This window comes from Desulfomicrobium apsheronum (assembly GCF_900114115.1).
Lineage (GTDB): Bacteria > Desulfobacterota > Desulfovibrionia > Desulfovibrionales > Desulfomicrobiaceae > Desulfomicrobium > Desulfomicrobium apsheronum.
Map to the genome: position 1 here is coordinate 139,309 of NZ_FORX01000001.1, position 13,949 is coordinate 153,257.

The following is a 13,949-nucleotide window of genomic DNA, read 5'->3' on the forward strand; positions in this document are numbered from 1 at the left end:
CACAGTCCGGAGGGAGGGGCAGTTGGAGGACAACGGTCCGCTTTGAGGGAACGGATGCGCGGGAGGGTGTGTCGGTTTGTTCGTATTCTTGGTATCTATCTAAAATAATGAGAACATTTTGCGAACATTCTCATCATTTTCGCCACGTGAAGGTGAATCTGCAGCAGGGCCGACCTTGCATTATGGTTTCGGAGCGCTGCATGTCCAGGCAGGGGCTATAGCCATGGGCGAAGGGTTCGTCCCGGGCGCAGGACAGCATGAAACCCAGTTCCGGCTCAAGGCTTATTTCCGCATAGACGCGGGCGTAGGCGCAGTTCGTGACGACAAAATTCAGAGTGTCGTCGCTGAGTTCCACATCTTCGATGACAAGAGCGTTGTCTTCCCGCCATCGTTCAAGAACGGTTGCGAAGTGTTTCAGATTTGGCCCGTCGGGAGCCTGACCGGCAAATGCCTGTCCGGCGGCCATGGCATCGGCCTGGATGGCTTCGGTCAGAATTTTTCCGGCCAGCGATGGATCAAGATTTGCTTTCAGGGAAGTGAAGATTCGGGCGGCAAGCACGGCCTGGGCCGTGCGGGCGGCGATCATGCTCATGGGGCCTCTTTGCTTTCAGTAGAGTCTTGAGGTACTGGGCGGGGCATGCTCGCAATGGATGTTCCCGCACGTTTTCGGGAAAGCGATTTCCCCGCCCAATCCCCGGTTTTGGCGGATTTTGACAGCCCCGAGCTGGACGAGTCCGGTCGCGGGGCTCTGCTTTGCCGCACCTGCGGCCAGCCCGTGACCCGGATTCGGGACCGGATTTCAGTGGGCGGCAAGCATGTGCATGCCCTGTTCAATCCTGCCGGCATCCTCTTTGAAGTCGGCTGCTTCGCCGCTGCGCCGGGATGCCGCTTTGAAGGTGATTTCACGCATGAGTTCAGCTGGTTCGCGGGTTATGCGTGGCGTTATGCCATGTGCCGCCGGTGCGCCGTCCACCTCGGCTGGGAATATCGCGGGGCGGGGGACGGGTTTACGGGCCTGATCATGGCCGAACTGCGCGAGTCAGGTTCATGACTTGTCTTTGTCCTTGGGCTGCCAACTGCAGCTCTTTGATGCCGGTCCTCAGCCGTGAATGCCGATTTTGGGGAATACGACCTTGATCAAGACCACCCATATGCCCACCAAGAGCAGTAGGTACAATATGCTTTCCATGTCATCCTCCTTGAGGTTGTGCTCCGAACTCCTTTCATGCGCACGCCTGGGGGCGGCGTCAACTCGTGTGATTCAAATCACGGCATGAGCATGGCAAATTCATTTCATGTTTCAGATGCGCCCGGGCTGGTCGATGCCCACTGCCACCTGCAGGACGGCTTTTTGCGTCATGCCCTGGAACCGGCCCTGATCCGGGCCCGAGCAGCCGGGGTGCGCATGATGTGCTGCAACGGGACCCACGAGGGGGATTGGGATTATGTGCTGGGGCTTGGCCGCAGCCATGCCGATATCTGTGTGTCTTTGGGCCTGCACCCCTGGTACGTGGCCGAGCGTGGACCGGGCTGGCTTGCACGGCTTGAAGAACTGGTGGCGGGCAACCCTGTCGGCGTCGGCGAAATAGGGCTGGATAACGCCCTGGAGGAACGCAACGACGCCGAGCAGGAGGAAGTGTTTCTGGCCCAGATGGAACTGGCGGCGCGGTACGGACGGCCCGTGACGGTGCATTGCCGCAAGGCTTTTGGCCGGTTGGCGGATCTGGTCGGAGGGATGCAAAGACGGCCGCCCTTCATGATGCTGCACGCCTATGCCGGGTCGCATGAGATGGTTCCGGTTTTTGAGAAACTGGGCTTTCACATCTCCATTTGTGCTTCCATAACGAGGACGGCCAATCGCAAGGCGCGCACGGCGTGTACAAAAGTTTCACCCGAGCGGTTGCTGGTGGAGTCCGACAGTCCAGCCATCGCTCCGGTCGGAGTGGATTTTGAACGCAACGAACCTGCTTACCTGCCCATGGTGGTGGAGGTGCTGGCGGAGTTGCGGGGAGAGAGGCCGGAGGGGGTGGCGGCGCAGACGGCTGCCAATGCGAGGGCGTTTTTTGGGTGCTGTGAGAGTGGCGGCGCGTTGACGTAATGAAATGTAGGGGCAGGCCTGCGTGCCTGCCCTTCTTCGCCCCCATGCCGCCCAATATCCGGGCGCCGCGCAGGGCAGCGATCCATCTTAATCTGATATTTTTGAACACGAAGAGAGACGATGCAATCCGTTATGGAGGATGACCAATGATGCAATTCGCCCGGACCATGCAGCTCATTGGCGAGGATGGCCTGGCCCGCCTGCAGGGGGGGACGGTGGCCGTGTTCGGGTTGGGGGCCGTGGGGTCCTATGTGGTGGAGGCTCTGGCTCGGGCCGGAGTGGGGAGCCTGGTTCTTTTTGACCACGATACCGTAGGGCTCTCCAACATCAATCGGCAACTTTTCGCCCTGCACTCGACCGTGGGCAGACACAAGGCGGATGTGGCTCGGGAACGGGTGCTGGACATCAACCCGGACTGTCGTGTCGAGGCCCGGGTGCAGTTCGTGGACGGAGACAACGTGGCCGGGCTCATGGAGCCGCGCTTCGATATGGTGGTGGACGCCATCGACGGCGTTAACTCCAAGGTCAACCTCATCGTGGCAGCACGCGAGGCAGGCCTGCCTGTCGTGGTCAGCATGGGCGCGGCGGCCAAGCTGGATCCCTCCAAGATCCTGGCTGCGGATATTTCAAAGTCCTTCATGTGCCCCCTGGCCCAGATCATCCGCAAGCGTCTGCGCCGCCGGGGCGTGACCACGGACGTGCGCTGCGTCTTCTCCACCGAGGCTGCGCTGAACAAGAACGCTCCGGTCATCGACGAGGGGCTTGAACAAGGCGTCAGCGGCCGTCCGCGCGCGCCAATCGGGTCCATTTCGTACCTGACGGGCATGTTCGGGCTCTACGTGGCCAGCGAGGTCGTGCGCGTCCTGCTCGGCGGATTCGAACCCGGTAAGGACGCTGAAAACACTAAGGGGGAAGAATGAGGACTCGTCTGGCTCTGCTGTGCATGATGGTGTTGCTCTTTTCCTGTTCCCCTAACCAGGATTGGCGCACGGCCAGTCGCGAACCTGCCGGGATCGCCCCCGATCCGGCCCAGACTCCCGAGGCCGTGCTGCATGTTTACGGAGCCGACGCCTGGGGCTGGCGGGGCTGGTTCGCCATCCATACCTGGGTCGCGGCCAAACGCACAGGGGAAGATTCCTACACGGTGTACGATGTGGTCGGCTGGAGGGCGTACAGGGGCAACCCGGTCGTGGGCATTGCCAAGGACGCGCCCGACCGCCACTGGTACGGTGCCCCGCCCCGTTTGCTCGTGGAACACAGGGGGCCGGGCGTGGACGAGATGATCGACGCCGTGGACCGCGCCGCCAGAAATTACCCGTGGCCAACGGAATACAAGGCCTTCCCCGGCCCCAACAGCAACACCTTCGTGGCCTGGATCGGCAGACAAGTCCCGGAACTGGGCCTGAACCTGCCTTTTTCCGCCATAGGCAGCGGGTACGCTGCTTCCAGGTGATCATTGGCTGGGGCGACTGGCCGTGTCAAAGCTAGGTCCCCAAATTGACCATCTTTGGGTTGAAGATTCTTTAACAAATTAGAATCATGCAAAAAAAAGACCCCGCGATCAGAAGATGCGCGGGGTCGGTTCGTACCTGCAGCGGCTTTCAGCCCTTGAGCTTCAAACCGATTTCGGCCAGGTATCTGGCCTGGAAGCGTACTCCCTCAAGCTCGTTCTCCGAAGGCTGCCTGGAGCCGTCGCCACCGGCGATGGTGCTGGCTCCGTAGGGCGAACCGCCGGTGATCTCGTCAATGCGCATCTGGCCCTGGAATGCATAGGGCAGACCGACCACCACCATGCCCTGATGCAGCAGATAGGTGTGAAAGGACAGAATCGTCGATTCCTGCCCGCCGTGCTGGGTCGCGCTGGACGCGAATACCCCGCCGGGCTTGCCGACCAGGGCACCCTTCATCCACAGCCCACCGGTCGAGTCCAGAAATTGCCTCATCTGGGCGGTCATGTTGCCAAAGCGTGTCGGAGTGCCAAACAGCACGGCATCGGCTTCCGCCAATTCCTCGACCGTGACTACCGGCACATCGGCCTGCGCCTTGGCCGCTTCCAGCGCGCCCATCTTGCCCAGGATGTCATCGCTCAACGTTTCACTCACGCGGCGCAGGGTCACTTCTACTCCCGGAATTTCACGGGCCGCAGCAGCGGCTGCTTCTGCCATGGTACGGATATGCCCGTAGGCCGAATAATAAATTATCAGCATTTTCATGATTACTCTCCATAAGTTGTGATCAGGATTAGTCACAATGTTGATGGTTTTGGTAGGCATTACTATTGACGAGTTTATTGATACGAGTCAAGGGCACCGGCCGAAATGATACGAAAACCCTGTTCTTTTCGTGCTTTGATACGGGATTTTACGGCGTAAGGATACGAAAAAGGAGGGCTGGAGGCAAAGAATGGGTGATTCGAGGCGGAAAATGTCGAAACGGTCAGATTTCGTCCAGTGTTCGCTCCCAAATCTTCTGCTGCGCCCGGGTCTGGGGCCAGGTCAGATTGTCCTCGAAGCCGTGGGGCCTGTCGGGACGGACTGAAATGATGCGTTCCTCGCCATGGCGCTCGATGGAAACTTCCACGGCATCCTCGTGCATTCTGGCCTTTGGGGAAAAGGATGCCAGGCAGGCCGCCGCTTCGGCCAGGATCTCATCGGTCCAGTTCAGCCCGGGAATCGGGACGCCGACGGCGCTGGGCCCGGGGAAGCTTTTGAGTTCGAGGACGTACTGTTCGGGGCTGACCAGTTTCAGGAGTTTCTGGTTGTCCCTGTGATCCCGGCCCATGACCATCCAGTGGCCGGTGACCGTGTCGGCCTCCCTGCGCCAGAGCTGTCGGCCGACGTTGGCCAGATCGAAATATGGGGCAAGGGGTTTGGGGAATGTTCGCATGATGGGCCAGTAGCGCCGGGCCGATTCCCGTTCTCCGAGGCGGCATCCGCCAGCCTGGGTCGGAATTTTGGTCACGCCCAGCTCCTTGGCCAGGGCGTATTGTCCTTTGCGTCCGCGGCCGACCAGGGAGCGCAGCTTGGCGCGATCGATCAGCCCTGATTCCTCCATGGGCGTGACGGGAAGCAGTCCCGCGCTTAGAGGGCGCAGCAGCACTTCGCGGACATCGGCGTCGTTGCGGATGATGTTCAGGGTGTCTGCGCGTTGCGACATGGGACGCTGCCCGAGAACCTCGCCGGAAATTATGTATGATGCTCCATAGACCGGCAGCAGCTTTTTGGCCCGGCGCAGCATGAGGATCTTGCAATCCACACAGGGGTTCAGGACCTTGCCGAAGCCGTGGGGAGGGAAGGCGGCCATGAGGTCCACGAATTCCTGACCCACGTCGATGGTCGTGATGGGGATGCCGTATTCCCGTTCCCATTCGGGCACCTGCTCCGGCTTGCCGAAAAAAGGACTGACGAAATGCAGCCCCAGGACCTTGTGTCCGAGGCTTTGCATCAGCTTGCTGGCCAGGATGCTGTCCAGGCCGCCGGAGAAAAGGGAAAGCGCGTCAAAGGTGTTCATGACCCGTGCTGCTAGCCAAAGCCCGGGAGAGGCGCAAGGATGAAAAATACATACGAGCCCCCCATTTTCACGCACTGCGCGGGAATTGTACGAATTTCCCGGCGACCTGAAGAATTGTCTTCCAAAACCATATTTGCTACGAATCACTGCTTGTCCGTTTTTCGGAAACCCCAACTTTCATGGAGCTGCTCATGGCCCGACCAAAAAACGTTTCTCCCGAAGATGCCCGCCGCGAAGCGCTGGAAACCGCGCTGGCAACAATCGAGCGCCGCTACGGCCTGGGCTCGGTCATGCGTCTTTCCGATACATCCCATCAGGTGGTCCCGGTCATTCCCACGGGTTCCATCGGTCTTGATCTGGCGCTGGGCGTGGGCGGCATTCCGCGCGGCCGGGTCACTGAAATTTTCGGGCCTGAATCCTCCGGTAAAACCACCCAGGCCCTGCACATCATCGCCGAAGCCCAGAAGCGCGGCGGCGTGGCGGCCTTCATCGACGCCGAGCACGCCCTGGATATCAACTATGCCCGCAGGCTCGGGGTCAAGACCGAAGATCTGCTCATCTCGCAGCCCGACTACGGCGAGCAGGCCCTGGAGATCGCGGACATGCTGGTCCGTTCCAGCGCCGTGGACGTGGTCGTGGTCGACTCCGTGGCCGCCCTCATCCCCCAGGCCGAACTGGAAGGAAGCATGGGCGAGACCCAGGTCGGCGGACAGGCCCGGCTCATGTCTCATGCCATGCGTAAGCTGACCGGCACGATCCACAAGTCGCGCACATCCATCATCTTCATCAACCAGTTGCGCATGAAGATCGGCATGACCGGTTACGGCAGCCCCGAGACGACCACCGGCGGCAATGCGCTGAAGTTCTACGCCTCCGTGCGTCTGGACCTGCGCCGCATCCAGACCCTCAAGGACAAGGAAGAGTCCTACGGCAACCGGGTGCGGGTCAAGGTCGTCAAGAACAAGATGGCTCCGCCCTTCCGCGAAGCCGAGTACGACGTGCTTTTCGGCACCGGCATTTCGCGCGTTGGGGAACTGCTCGACCTTGGCGTTGAGCAGGGCATCGTCGACAAGAGCGGCGCCTGGTACGCCTTCGGTTCGGAGCGGCTGGGCCAGGGCAAGGAGAACGTGCGCGCCTTTTTGCAGGATAACGACGATTTGCGCACGCAGATCGAACGCGCCCTGCTCGAACACCTGGGCATGCCCGTTCCGGAGCAGGAAGCGCCGGTTGAGCTCGCGCCCGTCGAATAGCTTTTTTTGGCTGAATTTTTTTCGTTGAACGTAAAGTGAAAAGCATGGATTTCCGCCTTTGCGGGGATGACGACAAACTGCCGCGTCAGGGATGCGTCATTTCCGTCAAGGCTTAAGTCTGTGCCTTTTTTATAAATATCTAGGCCCTGCAAGGAACAGGCAGGGTGAAACGAGGTGGATAAAGTGATCAGTGCCGGCGAAATTCGCAAACGGTTTTTGGAATATTTCCGGGAGCATGGACACAGCGTGCAGCCCAGCTCATCCTTGGTGCCCCAGGACGACCCGACCCTTCTGTTCACCAACGCGGGTATGGTCCAATTCAAGAAAATCTTCCTGGGCCAGGAAAAACGCGATTACACAAGGGCGGCTACATCCCAGAAATGTCTGCGTGTCGGCGGCAAGCACAACGATCTTGAAAACGTGGGACGCACTGCGCGCCACCACACCTTTTTCGAGATGCTCGGCAATTTTTCCTTTGGCGATTATTTCAAGGAAGACGCCATCCGTCTGGCCTGGAATTTCGTGACCGTGGAGCTGGGGCTCGATAAGGAAAAGCTCTTTGTGTCCATCTTCCGTGATGACGACGAAGCGGGAGAACTGTGGCGCAAGGTGGCCGGTGTGCCCACCGAGCGCATCTTCCGCCTGGGCGAGAAGGACAATTTTTGGGCCATGGGCGACACCGGCCCTTGCGGCCCGTGTTCCGAAATCTATGTGGACCAGGGCGCGGACATGGCCTGCGGCCCGGACTGCGGCATCGGCAAGTGCGACTGCGACAGGTACCTTGAAATCTGGAACTTGGTCTTCATGCAGTTCAATCGTTCCGAGGACGGAATCCTGACCCCCCTGCCCAAGCCCAGCATCGACACGGGCATGGGTCTTGAGCGCATCACGGCCGTTTGTCAGGGCAAGCGCTCCAATTTCGACACCGACCTTTTCCAGGGCCTCATCCAGACCATGGCCAAAAAGGCAGGCGTGGCCTACCATCAGGGCGAGGACTCGGACACGGCGCTGCGCGTCATCGCCGACCACAGCCGTTCCATCGCCTTTCTTCTGGCCGACGGCATGCTGCCTTCCAATGAAGGTCGCGGCTATGTGCTGCGCCGTCTGATCCGCCGCGCCTATCGCTTCGGCAAGCTGCTCGGCTTTGACGAACCCTTTCTGTGCGACACCGCTGACCAGGTCGTGAGCGAGATGGGCGGCACTTTTCCGGAGCTCGTCGCCAGCAGGGAGTTCATGGTTCGCGTCGTCCGTCAGGAAGAAGAGCGTTTTGGCGAAACCCTGGACAAGGGCCTGCGCATTTTGGAGGACGAGATGGCCGACCTGAAGGCGAAGGGCCTTTCGACCATCAGCGGGGAGACGGCTTTCAAGCTTTATGACACGTACGGTTTTCCGCTCGATATCGTCAACGACATCGCCGAAAAACAGGGCTTCAGCGTGGATGAAGCCGGTTTTCGCGAGCACATGGCCGTGCAGAAGAAGAAGTCCAAGCAGGCCTGGGCGGGTTCCGGCGACAAGGGTCTGGCCGGTCAGTTCGCGGCCCTCACTGGAGCTGGGCTGGAGTCGGAGTTTATCGGCTACGATTGCCTGACCGCGACCAGCCGCATTGTCGCACTGCTTGACGCCGAGGGGCAGCCGGTCGAGCGTCTGAATTCCGGCACGGGCTTCATGGTCACCTTGAAGACCCCCTTCTACGGCGAATCGGGCGGACAGATGGGAGACACTGGCCGTGTGCAGGCGCCCACGGGCAGCGCCAGAGTCCTGGACACCCTGAAGCCCGCTGCCGGACTTCTCGTGCACAAGATCGAAGTCGGCGGCGGAGAGATCCTGGCCGATCAGGAAGTGGAACTTTTTGTCGAGGAGGGCGAGCGCATCGCCACGGCACGCAACCACTCCTCCACCCACCTGCTGCACGCGGCCCTGCGCCGGGTGCTGGGCGAGCATGTCAAGCAGGCCGGGTCCCTGGTCGGGCCGTCACGGTTGCGTTTCGACTTCACGCACATAAGCGGCCTTTCGGCGGAGGAACTGCAAAAGGTCGAGGACGAGGTCAATCGGGCCATCCTGGCCGACGCGCCCATTGTCACCCAGGTCATGTCCTATGATGCTGCCGTGCAACAGAAGCAGGCCATGGCCCTTTTCGGGGAAAAATACGAGGCCGACGTGCGTGTGGTCGAGATGGCGGGCGAATCCGTGGAACTCTGCGGCGGAACCCATCTGTCCTCCACTGGTCAGGCCGGAACATTCGTCATTCTTTCCGAGGCGGGCATCGCCGCCGGTGTGCGCCGCATCGAAGCCCTGACCGGTTGGGACGCCCTGCGTCACTGGCAGGCGCAGCGCGAGGAAGTGCGCTCGGCGGCAGCCGCGCTCAAGGCCGCGCCTCATGAGCTGGGCAAGAAGATCATCGTCCTGCAGGATCAGTCCAAGGCGCTGGCCCGCGAGCTGCAAGCCTTGCAGGCCAGGGTCATGTCCGAGAGCGGCAAGGATCTGGCATCGGAGGCCAAGGACATCGCCGGAATGAAGGTGCTGGCCAGAAAGATCGACGCTCCGGACATGAATGCGCTCAGGAATCTCATGGACGACCTGCGCTCCAAGCTCTCAAGCGGCATCATCGCCCTGGCCGCCGAGATCGACGGCAAGGCCATGCTCGTGCTCGCGGTCAGCAAGGATTTGCACGGGCGCTACACGGCCCCGGCGCTCATCAAGGAGGTCTCGGGAGAGATCAAGGGCGGCGGCGGCGGCCGGCCAGATCTGGCTCAGGCCGGAGGCTCGGAGCCAGAGGGCATAGACCGGGCGCTGGCGAAGCTGGAAGCCTTCCTCGCCAAATAGAAGCAAGGAGCCGCCGAACATGGCGGCTCTTTTTTTTAGGCAAGACCAGGGCGCGAATTTTCCTCGCGGACGCATCGAAGCGCCCCGCGTGGCGGGATTTGGCAGGGTTTACAATGCGTTTTCTGGTTCGGCCCGAAGGACTACACCGTCACGCTGATCATGGGATTGACGGTGCGGGTCTGAAAGGCCTGCTGGCTGTAGGCGCCTGCGCGGATGCGCTGCAGGTTCGCGTTTTGGGAATAGTCTCCGGCGGGCCTGTACGGGGAAACGTGCTGGGTCAGGTACTGAAGCTCCAGCTCCTGCGCGAAATCCTTGAGGATTTTTGGCGCGGGTTCGTCCAGGGAGATGTTCTGGGTGCTCAGGCTTACGCCGAGCTTGCCGAGCTGCACGGCGACGGTGCGCGTGGACACCTTGGCCATGAGCATTTCCCGCGACTGCCCGCCATTCCACTTCACGTCGGAGCCAAGGCTCTGACTGGAATATGAACTTAGGGGATCGACGGTCATGGGGAAGTCCTTCCTGCACGGGATTTTAGTACTGCTTACGATTGCCGGGGGATTTTGACAAGCACGAGAAAAATGCCGCCTTCCCGGCAACTTGCATGACAAGCTGCGCGGCCTGAAGCATGCGGAGTGCGGGAGCGTACGCTACCTGGGGCAGGTTTCGCCGTCTTTGGGGGCGTCATCAAAGCGCCTTCGGGCAAAGGCACATAAGCCCTTTGCCATGGGGCGTGGGTGCCACGGGCCCCGGAAATCGCGCGAAGGCCGGGACTTCTCCAGCTTGTCACTTTCGTATTCTCCCGATACACAACCGGTTCCGGGTATTCGCTCGGAACCGGTTGTTTGCGCTTTTGCGCACCGTGAATCCGTTACCGTTTTTCCGTTGCCGTCGACAGGCAAATTTTAGGATATGTTATGGCTCAATACGTTGGTGTTTCATTCAGACGCCAGGGACAGATATATTATTTTTTGGCCACGCCGTTCGTGCTCTCGCTGCATGACATGGTCCTGGTCAAGACCGAGGAAGGGATCGGATTCGGGGAGATAGTGGCCTTGCGCGACAGTCTGCCCGAAGGCTTGGACCTGGAGTCGATCAAACCGATCTATCGTCCGGCCACGGCCGAAGATGTGGAGATTGGCCGCGAAAACGACGAGCTGGCCAAAGACGCCCGCAAGTACTGCCAGAAATCCATGGCGCGGATGAATCTGGACATGAAACTTGTGGACGTTGAGATCTACTTCGACAAAAGCAAGATGATCTTCTACTTCACGGCTCCGGGCCGGGTCGATTTTCGGGAGCTGGTCAAGGATCTGGTGCGAAATTACCGCACCCGCATCGAGCTGCGTCAGATCGGCGTGCGTCATGAAACGCAGATGATCGGGGCGCTCGGCAATTGCGGGCAGATGTGCTGCTGCCGCCGCTACCTGCGGCGCTTCGAGCCGGTGACCATCAAGATGGCCAAGGATCAGAACCTTTTTTTGAATCCGGCCAAGATTTCCGGGGTTTGCGGGCGCCTGCTCTGCTGCCTGGCCTACGAGAAAGAAAATTATGCTGATTTTCAGCGCCGCGCCCCCAAGCTGGGCCGTCGCTACATGACCACGCAGGGCCCCATGAAAACCCTGCGGGCCAACATGTTTCGAGATTCCGTCAGCGTTCTGAACGAGGTCGGGGATGAGCTGGATTTTTCCCTGTCCGACTGGGCGGCCATGATCCTGCCGGACCAGCCGCGCATGACCACCCGTGACGATGCCCCCGAGGACGTCCCGGCCGAGTTGGCCGCGCTCATGGATCCGGAGCTCAGAAACAAGACTGCGCGCCCGGAGCGCAGGCCCAAACCCCCTCGCAGGGAACAGCGTCCCCGCTCCGGCGGTGAGCGCCCCGCCGGACCCAAAACGGATCGCCCGGAGCGTTCCGAACGGACTGATCGTTCCGAACGTTCAGATCGTCCAGATCGTTCCGACCGACCCGCCCGTTCCGATCGGCCCGCCCGTCCTGATCGACCCGATCGTGCTCCTTCCCGTCCCAAAAGCGACGATGCGCCGACGCTGGCCGCCGACCGCCCCGAGAGCCGGCCGGAGGGTTCTGATCAGCAGCGCGAACGCAAGGAATATCGGCCCAGGGACAAGCGGCGAAGGTCAGGTCCCGGGCGCAAGGATCATTCACCAAAGCCCTCCGGGCAGCAATAAATTCCGGCAGACAAGGAGAACCGCTTGAAACCGTTTTTCATATCCACACCCATATACTACGTGAACGCCCGGCCCCATCTGGGGCACGGATATACGACCATTGTCGCCGACAGCGTGAGCCGTTTCCATCGCCTTAGGGGCGACGCGACATTTTTTCTGACCGGCACCGACGAACATGGCGACAAGATCGTGCAGGCCGCCGAGGCGGCCGGGCAGGATCCCAAGGCCTATTCCGATACCATCAGCCAGCTCTTCAAGGACCTCTGGCCCGTGCTGGAAGTGACCAACGACCAGTTCATCCGGACCACGGACCTGAAGCACAAGGCGTGCGTGCGTCACGTTTTGCAGACCGTGTACGACAAGGGAGACATCTACTTCGACGAGTACGGCGGGCACTATTGCTTCGGGTGCGAGCGTTTCTACACGGACAAGGAACTGGTGGACGGCAAGTGCCCGGACCATCAGACCGTGCCCACGTTCATCAAGGAAAAGAACTATTTTTTCCGCATGAGCAAGTATCTTGAGCCGCTGCGCGAGCATATCGAGGCCAATCCGGACTTCATTCAGCCCGAGCGCTACCGTAACGAGGTCCTGTCCATGCTCAAGGAGGACCTGGGCGATCTGTGCATTTCCCGGCCGAAAACGCGGCTGACCTGGGGCATCGAGCTGCCCTTCGATTCCGATTTTGTGACCTATGTGTGGTTTGACGCGCTCATCAACTACATTTCGGCTCTTGGCTATCCCGACGGCGAGGATTTTCGCAAATACTGGTCCGGGGCGCATCATCTGGTGGCCAAGGACATCCTGAAGCCGCACGCCATATTCTGGCCGACCATGCTCATGTCGGCGGGGATTCCGCTCTACAAGGGGCTGCGCGTGCATGGATACTGGACCGTGAACGAGACCAAAATGTCCAAGAGCATAGGCAACGTCGTCGCTCCCCTGGACATGGCCCAGAAATACGGCCTCAGCGCTTTTCGCTACTTTCTGCTGTCGGAGATGAGCTTCGGCCAGGACTCCTCTTTCAGCGAGGACGCCCTGGTGGGACGTTTCAACGCCGACCTGGCCAACGATCTGGGCAATCTCTTTTCGCGCAGCCTGTCCATGACCCACAAGTATTTTGGCGGGGCGGTGCCTGAATGCGGAGAGCTTCTCGATCTTGACCGGGAGGTGCTTGAGATCGGGCACAACGCCATGGCCAACTATCAGAGCCAGTTCGAACACTTTCAGTTTTCAAGGGCGCTCAAATCCCTGTGGGAGCTGGTCCGCCATCTGAACAAGTACATTGACTCTTCGGCTCCCTGGACCCTCTACAAGAACAAGGACATGAACCGTCTTGGGACGGTGCTCTATGTCATCCTCGAAGGCATGCGCAAGGTGGCCGTGCATCTGTGGCCCGTCATGCCGAGCACGAGCGAGACAATGCTGGCCCAGCTCGGGGTGAAGTTCAACGTCGAAGGTACGGACCTCGAGTCCGAAACTTCCTCCTGGTTCGGTCTTGCCCCGGGGACCCCCGTCGCGGAACGTTCCAATCTTTTCCCCCGCCAGGACCTGGAACAGCGGGAGGAGAAGGCCGCCGAGCCCAAGAAAGTCAAGCCCGCCAAGGAACCAAAGCCCGAACCCAAGATCGCGATGGCCTGTCCAGAATGTATCGAGTTCGAGGATTTTGCCAAGGTCGATCTGCGTGTCGGCACGGTGCTTGAGGCGAATCCGCATCCCGAAGCGGACCGCCTGCTGGTGCTCAAGATCGATACAGCCGACGAAACGCCGCGTCAGGTCGTGGCCGGTATTGCCGAATTCTTCAAGCCCGAGGAACTGGTGGGCCGGCAAGTGGTCGTGGTTGCCAATCTGAAACCGCGCAAGTTGCGTGGCCTGGTTTCCCAGGGCATGGTGCTGGCGGTGAAGAAGGAAGGGGGCCTCGCTTTGCTTGGGCCGAGCTCGGAAGTGGCCAACGGGGGCAAGGTGTCCTGATCAGGGCCGCAGCCTCGGACTCTGGATTTGAAAAGCAGAATCCCCGCTTTCGCGGGGATGAAATCATGGTGAAGCCAGTGGTCAGGGGGCTGGCCGGAACTCCGACCGGCC

General features: G+C 60.4%; 12 protein-coding genes. 8 read left to right on the forward strand and 4 right to left on the reverse strand.

Annotation, left to right across the window (positions count from 1 at the left end; all coding sequences use genetic code 11):
• Positions 1-133: 133 nt before the first annotated feature.
• On the reverse strand, positions 134-592 hold the full coding sequence (locus tag BMZ40_RS00615; RefSeq protein ID WP_092372214.1) for an L-2-amino-thiazoline-4-carboxylic acid hydrolase: 459 nt from the start codon (positions 590-592) through the stop codon (positions 134-136).
• Between the two features lie 45 nt (positions 593-637).
• Here BMZ40_RS00615 and BMZ40_RS00620 point away from each other — a divergent pair, with 45 nt between their 5' ends.
• The 4 genes from BMZ40_RS00620 to BMZ40_RS00635 all read left to right on the forward strand — a co-directional run bounded on the left by BMZ40_RS00620 (position 638) and on the right by BMZ40_RS00635 (position 3,551).
• Positions 638-1,051: a cereblon family protein gene (locus BMZ40_RS00620; RefSeq protein ID WP_092372215.1), complete on the forward strand. Its 414-nt coding sequence runs from the start codon at positions 638-640 to the stop codon at positions 1,049-1,051.
• Between the two features lie 228 nt (positions 1,052-1,279).
• Positions 1,280-2,098: a TatD family hydrolase gene (locus BMZ40_RS00625; protein WP_177192940.1), complete on the forward strand. Its 819-nt coding sequence runs from the start codon at positions 1,280-1,282 to the stop codon at positions 2,096-2,098.
• A 146-nt stretch (positions 2,099-2,244) separates the two neighbouring features.
• On the forward strand, positions 2,245-3,018 hold the full coding sequence (locus BMZ40_RS00630; RefSeq protein WP_092372217.1) for a tRNA threonylcarbamoyladenosine dehydratase: 774 nt from the start codon (positions 2,245-2,247) through the stop codon (positions 3,016-3,018).
• A complete protein-coding gene (locus tag BMZ40_RS00635; RefSeq protein WP_092372218.1) occupies positions 3,015-3,551 on the forward strand; it encodes a DUF3750 domain-containing protein in 537 nt (178 codons plus the stop codon). Before BMZ40_RS00630 ends, BMZ40_RS00635 begins: the two co-directional genes overlap by 4 nt.
• Positions 3,552-3,699: 148 nt before the next feature.
• On the opposite strand, the gene wrbA is transcribed toward BMZ40_RS00635, so the two are convergent.
• On the reverse strand, positions 3,700-4,311 hold the full coding sequence (wrbA, locus tag BMZ40_RS00640; RefSeq protein ID WP_092372219.1) for an NAD(P)H:quinone oxidoreductase: 612 nt from the start codon (positions 4,309-4,311) through the stop codon (positions 3,700-3,702).
• A gap of 223 nt (positions 4,312-4,534) precedes the next feature.
• A complete protein-coding gene (locus BMZ40_RS00645) occupies positions 4,535-5,608 on the reverse strand; it encodes an adenine nucleotide alpha hydrolase family protein (RefSeq protein ID WP_092372220.1) in 1,074 nt (357 codons plus the stop codon).
• 191 nt (positions 5,609-5,799) lie between these two features.
• Between BMZ40_RS00645 and recA the strand changes: the two genes are divergently transcribed.
• Together recA and alaS are read left to right on the forward strand one after the other, a co-directional pair.
• Entirely contained in the window at positions 5,800-6,858 is a 1,059-nt protein-coding gene (gene recA, locus BMZ40_RS00650) for a recombinase RecA (protein WP_092372472.1), read from the forward strand.
• 183 nt (positions 6,859-7,041) lie between these two features.
• Positions 7,042-9,681, forward strand: a complete 2,640-nt coding sequence (alaS, locus tag BMZ40_RS00655) for an alanine--tRNA ligase (protein WP_092372221.1) — start codon at positions 7,042-7,044, stop codon at positions 9,679-9,681.
• A gap of 140 nt (positions 9,682-9,821) precedes the next feature.
• On the opposite strand, the gene BMZ40_RS00660 is transcribed toward alaS, so the two are convergent.
• On the reverse strand, positions 9,822-10,187 hold the full coding sequence (locus BMZ40_RS00660; protein ID WP_092372222.1) for a hypothetical protein: 366 nt from the start codon (positions 10,185-10,187) through the stop codon (positions 9,822-9,824).
• A gap of 408 nt (positions 10,188-10,595) precedes the next feature.
• Here BMZ40_RS00660 and BMZ40_RS00665 point away from each other — a divergent pair, with 408 nt between their 5' ends.
• Positions 10,596-11,867, forward strand: a complete 1,272-nt coding sequence (locus tag BMZ40_RS00665; protein WP_092372223.1) for a PSP1 domain-containing protein — start codon at positions 10,596-10,598, stop codon at positions 11,865-11,867.
• A 24-nt stretch (positions 11,868-11,891) separates the two neighbouring features.
• On the forward strand, positions 11,892-13,838 hold the full coding sequence (metG, locus tag BMZ40_RS00670; protein WP_092372224.1) for a methionine--tRNA ligase: 1,947 nt from the start codon (positions 11,892-11,894) through the stop codon (positions 13,836-13,838).
• Positions 13,839-13,949: the final 111 nt, after the last annotated feature.

Coding starts and splice junctions, on each gene's coding strand:
- BMZ40_RS00615 (WP_092372214.1), bottom strand. CDS start 592: ATGAGCATGATCGCCGCCCGCACGGCCCAGGCCGTGCTTGCCGCCCGA.
- BMZ40_RS00620 (WP_092372215.1), top strand. CDS start 638: ATGCTCGCAATGGATGTTCCCGCACGTTTTCGGGAAAGCGATTTCCCC.
- BMZ40_RS00625 (WP_177192940.1), top strand. CDS start 1,280: ATGGCAAATTCATTTCATGTTTCAGATGCGCCCGGGCTGGTCGATGCC.
- BMZ40_RS00630 (WP_092372217.1), top strand. CDS start 2,245: ATGATGCAATTCGCCCGGACCATGCAGCTCATTGGCGAGGATGGCCTG.
- BMZ40_RS00635 (WP_092372218.1), top strand. CDS start 3,015: ATGAGGACTCGTCTGGCTCTGCTGTGCATGATGGTGTTGCTCTTTTCC.
- wrbA (WP_092372219.1), bottom strand. CDS start 4,311: ATGAAAATGCTGATAATTTATTATTCGGCCTACGGGCATATCCGTACC.
- BMZ40_RS00645 (WP_092372220.1), bottom strand. CDS start 5,608: ATGAACACCTTTGACGCGCTTTCCCTTTTCTCCGGCGGCCTGGACAGC.
- recA (WP_092372472.1), top strand. CDS start 5,800: ATGGCCCGACCAAAAAACGTTTCTCCCGAAGATGCCCGCCGCGAAGCG.
- BMZ40_RS00660 (WP_092372222.1), bottom strand. CDS start 10,187: ATGACCGTCGATCCCCTAAGTTCATATTCCAGTCAGAGCCTTGGCTCC.
- BMZ40_RS00665 (WP_092372223.1), top strand. CDS start 10,596: ATGGCTCAATACGTTGGTGTTTCATTCAGACGCCAGGGACAGATATAT.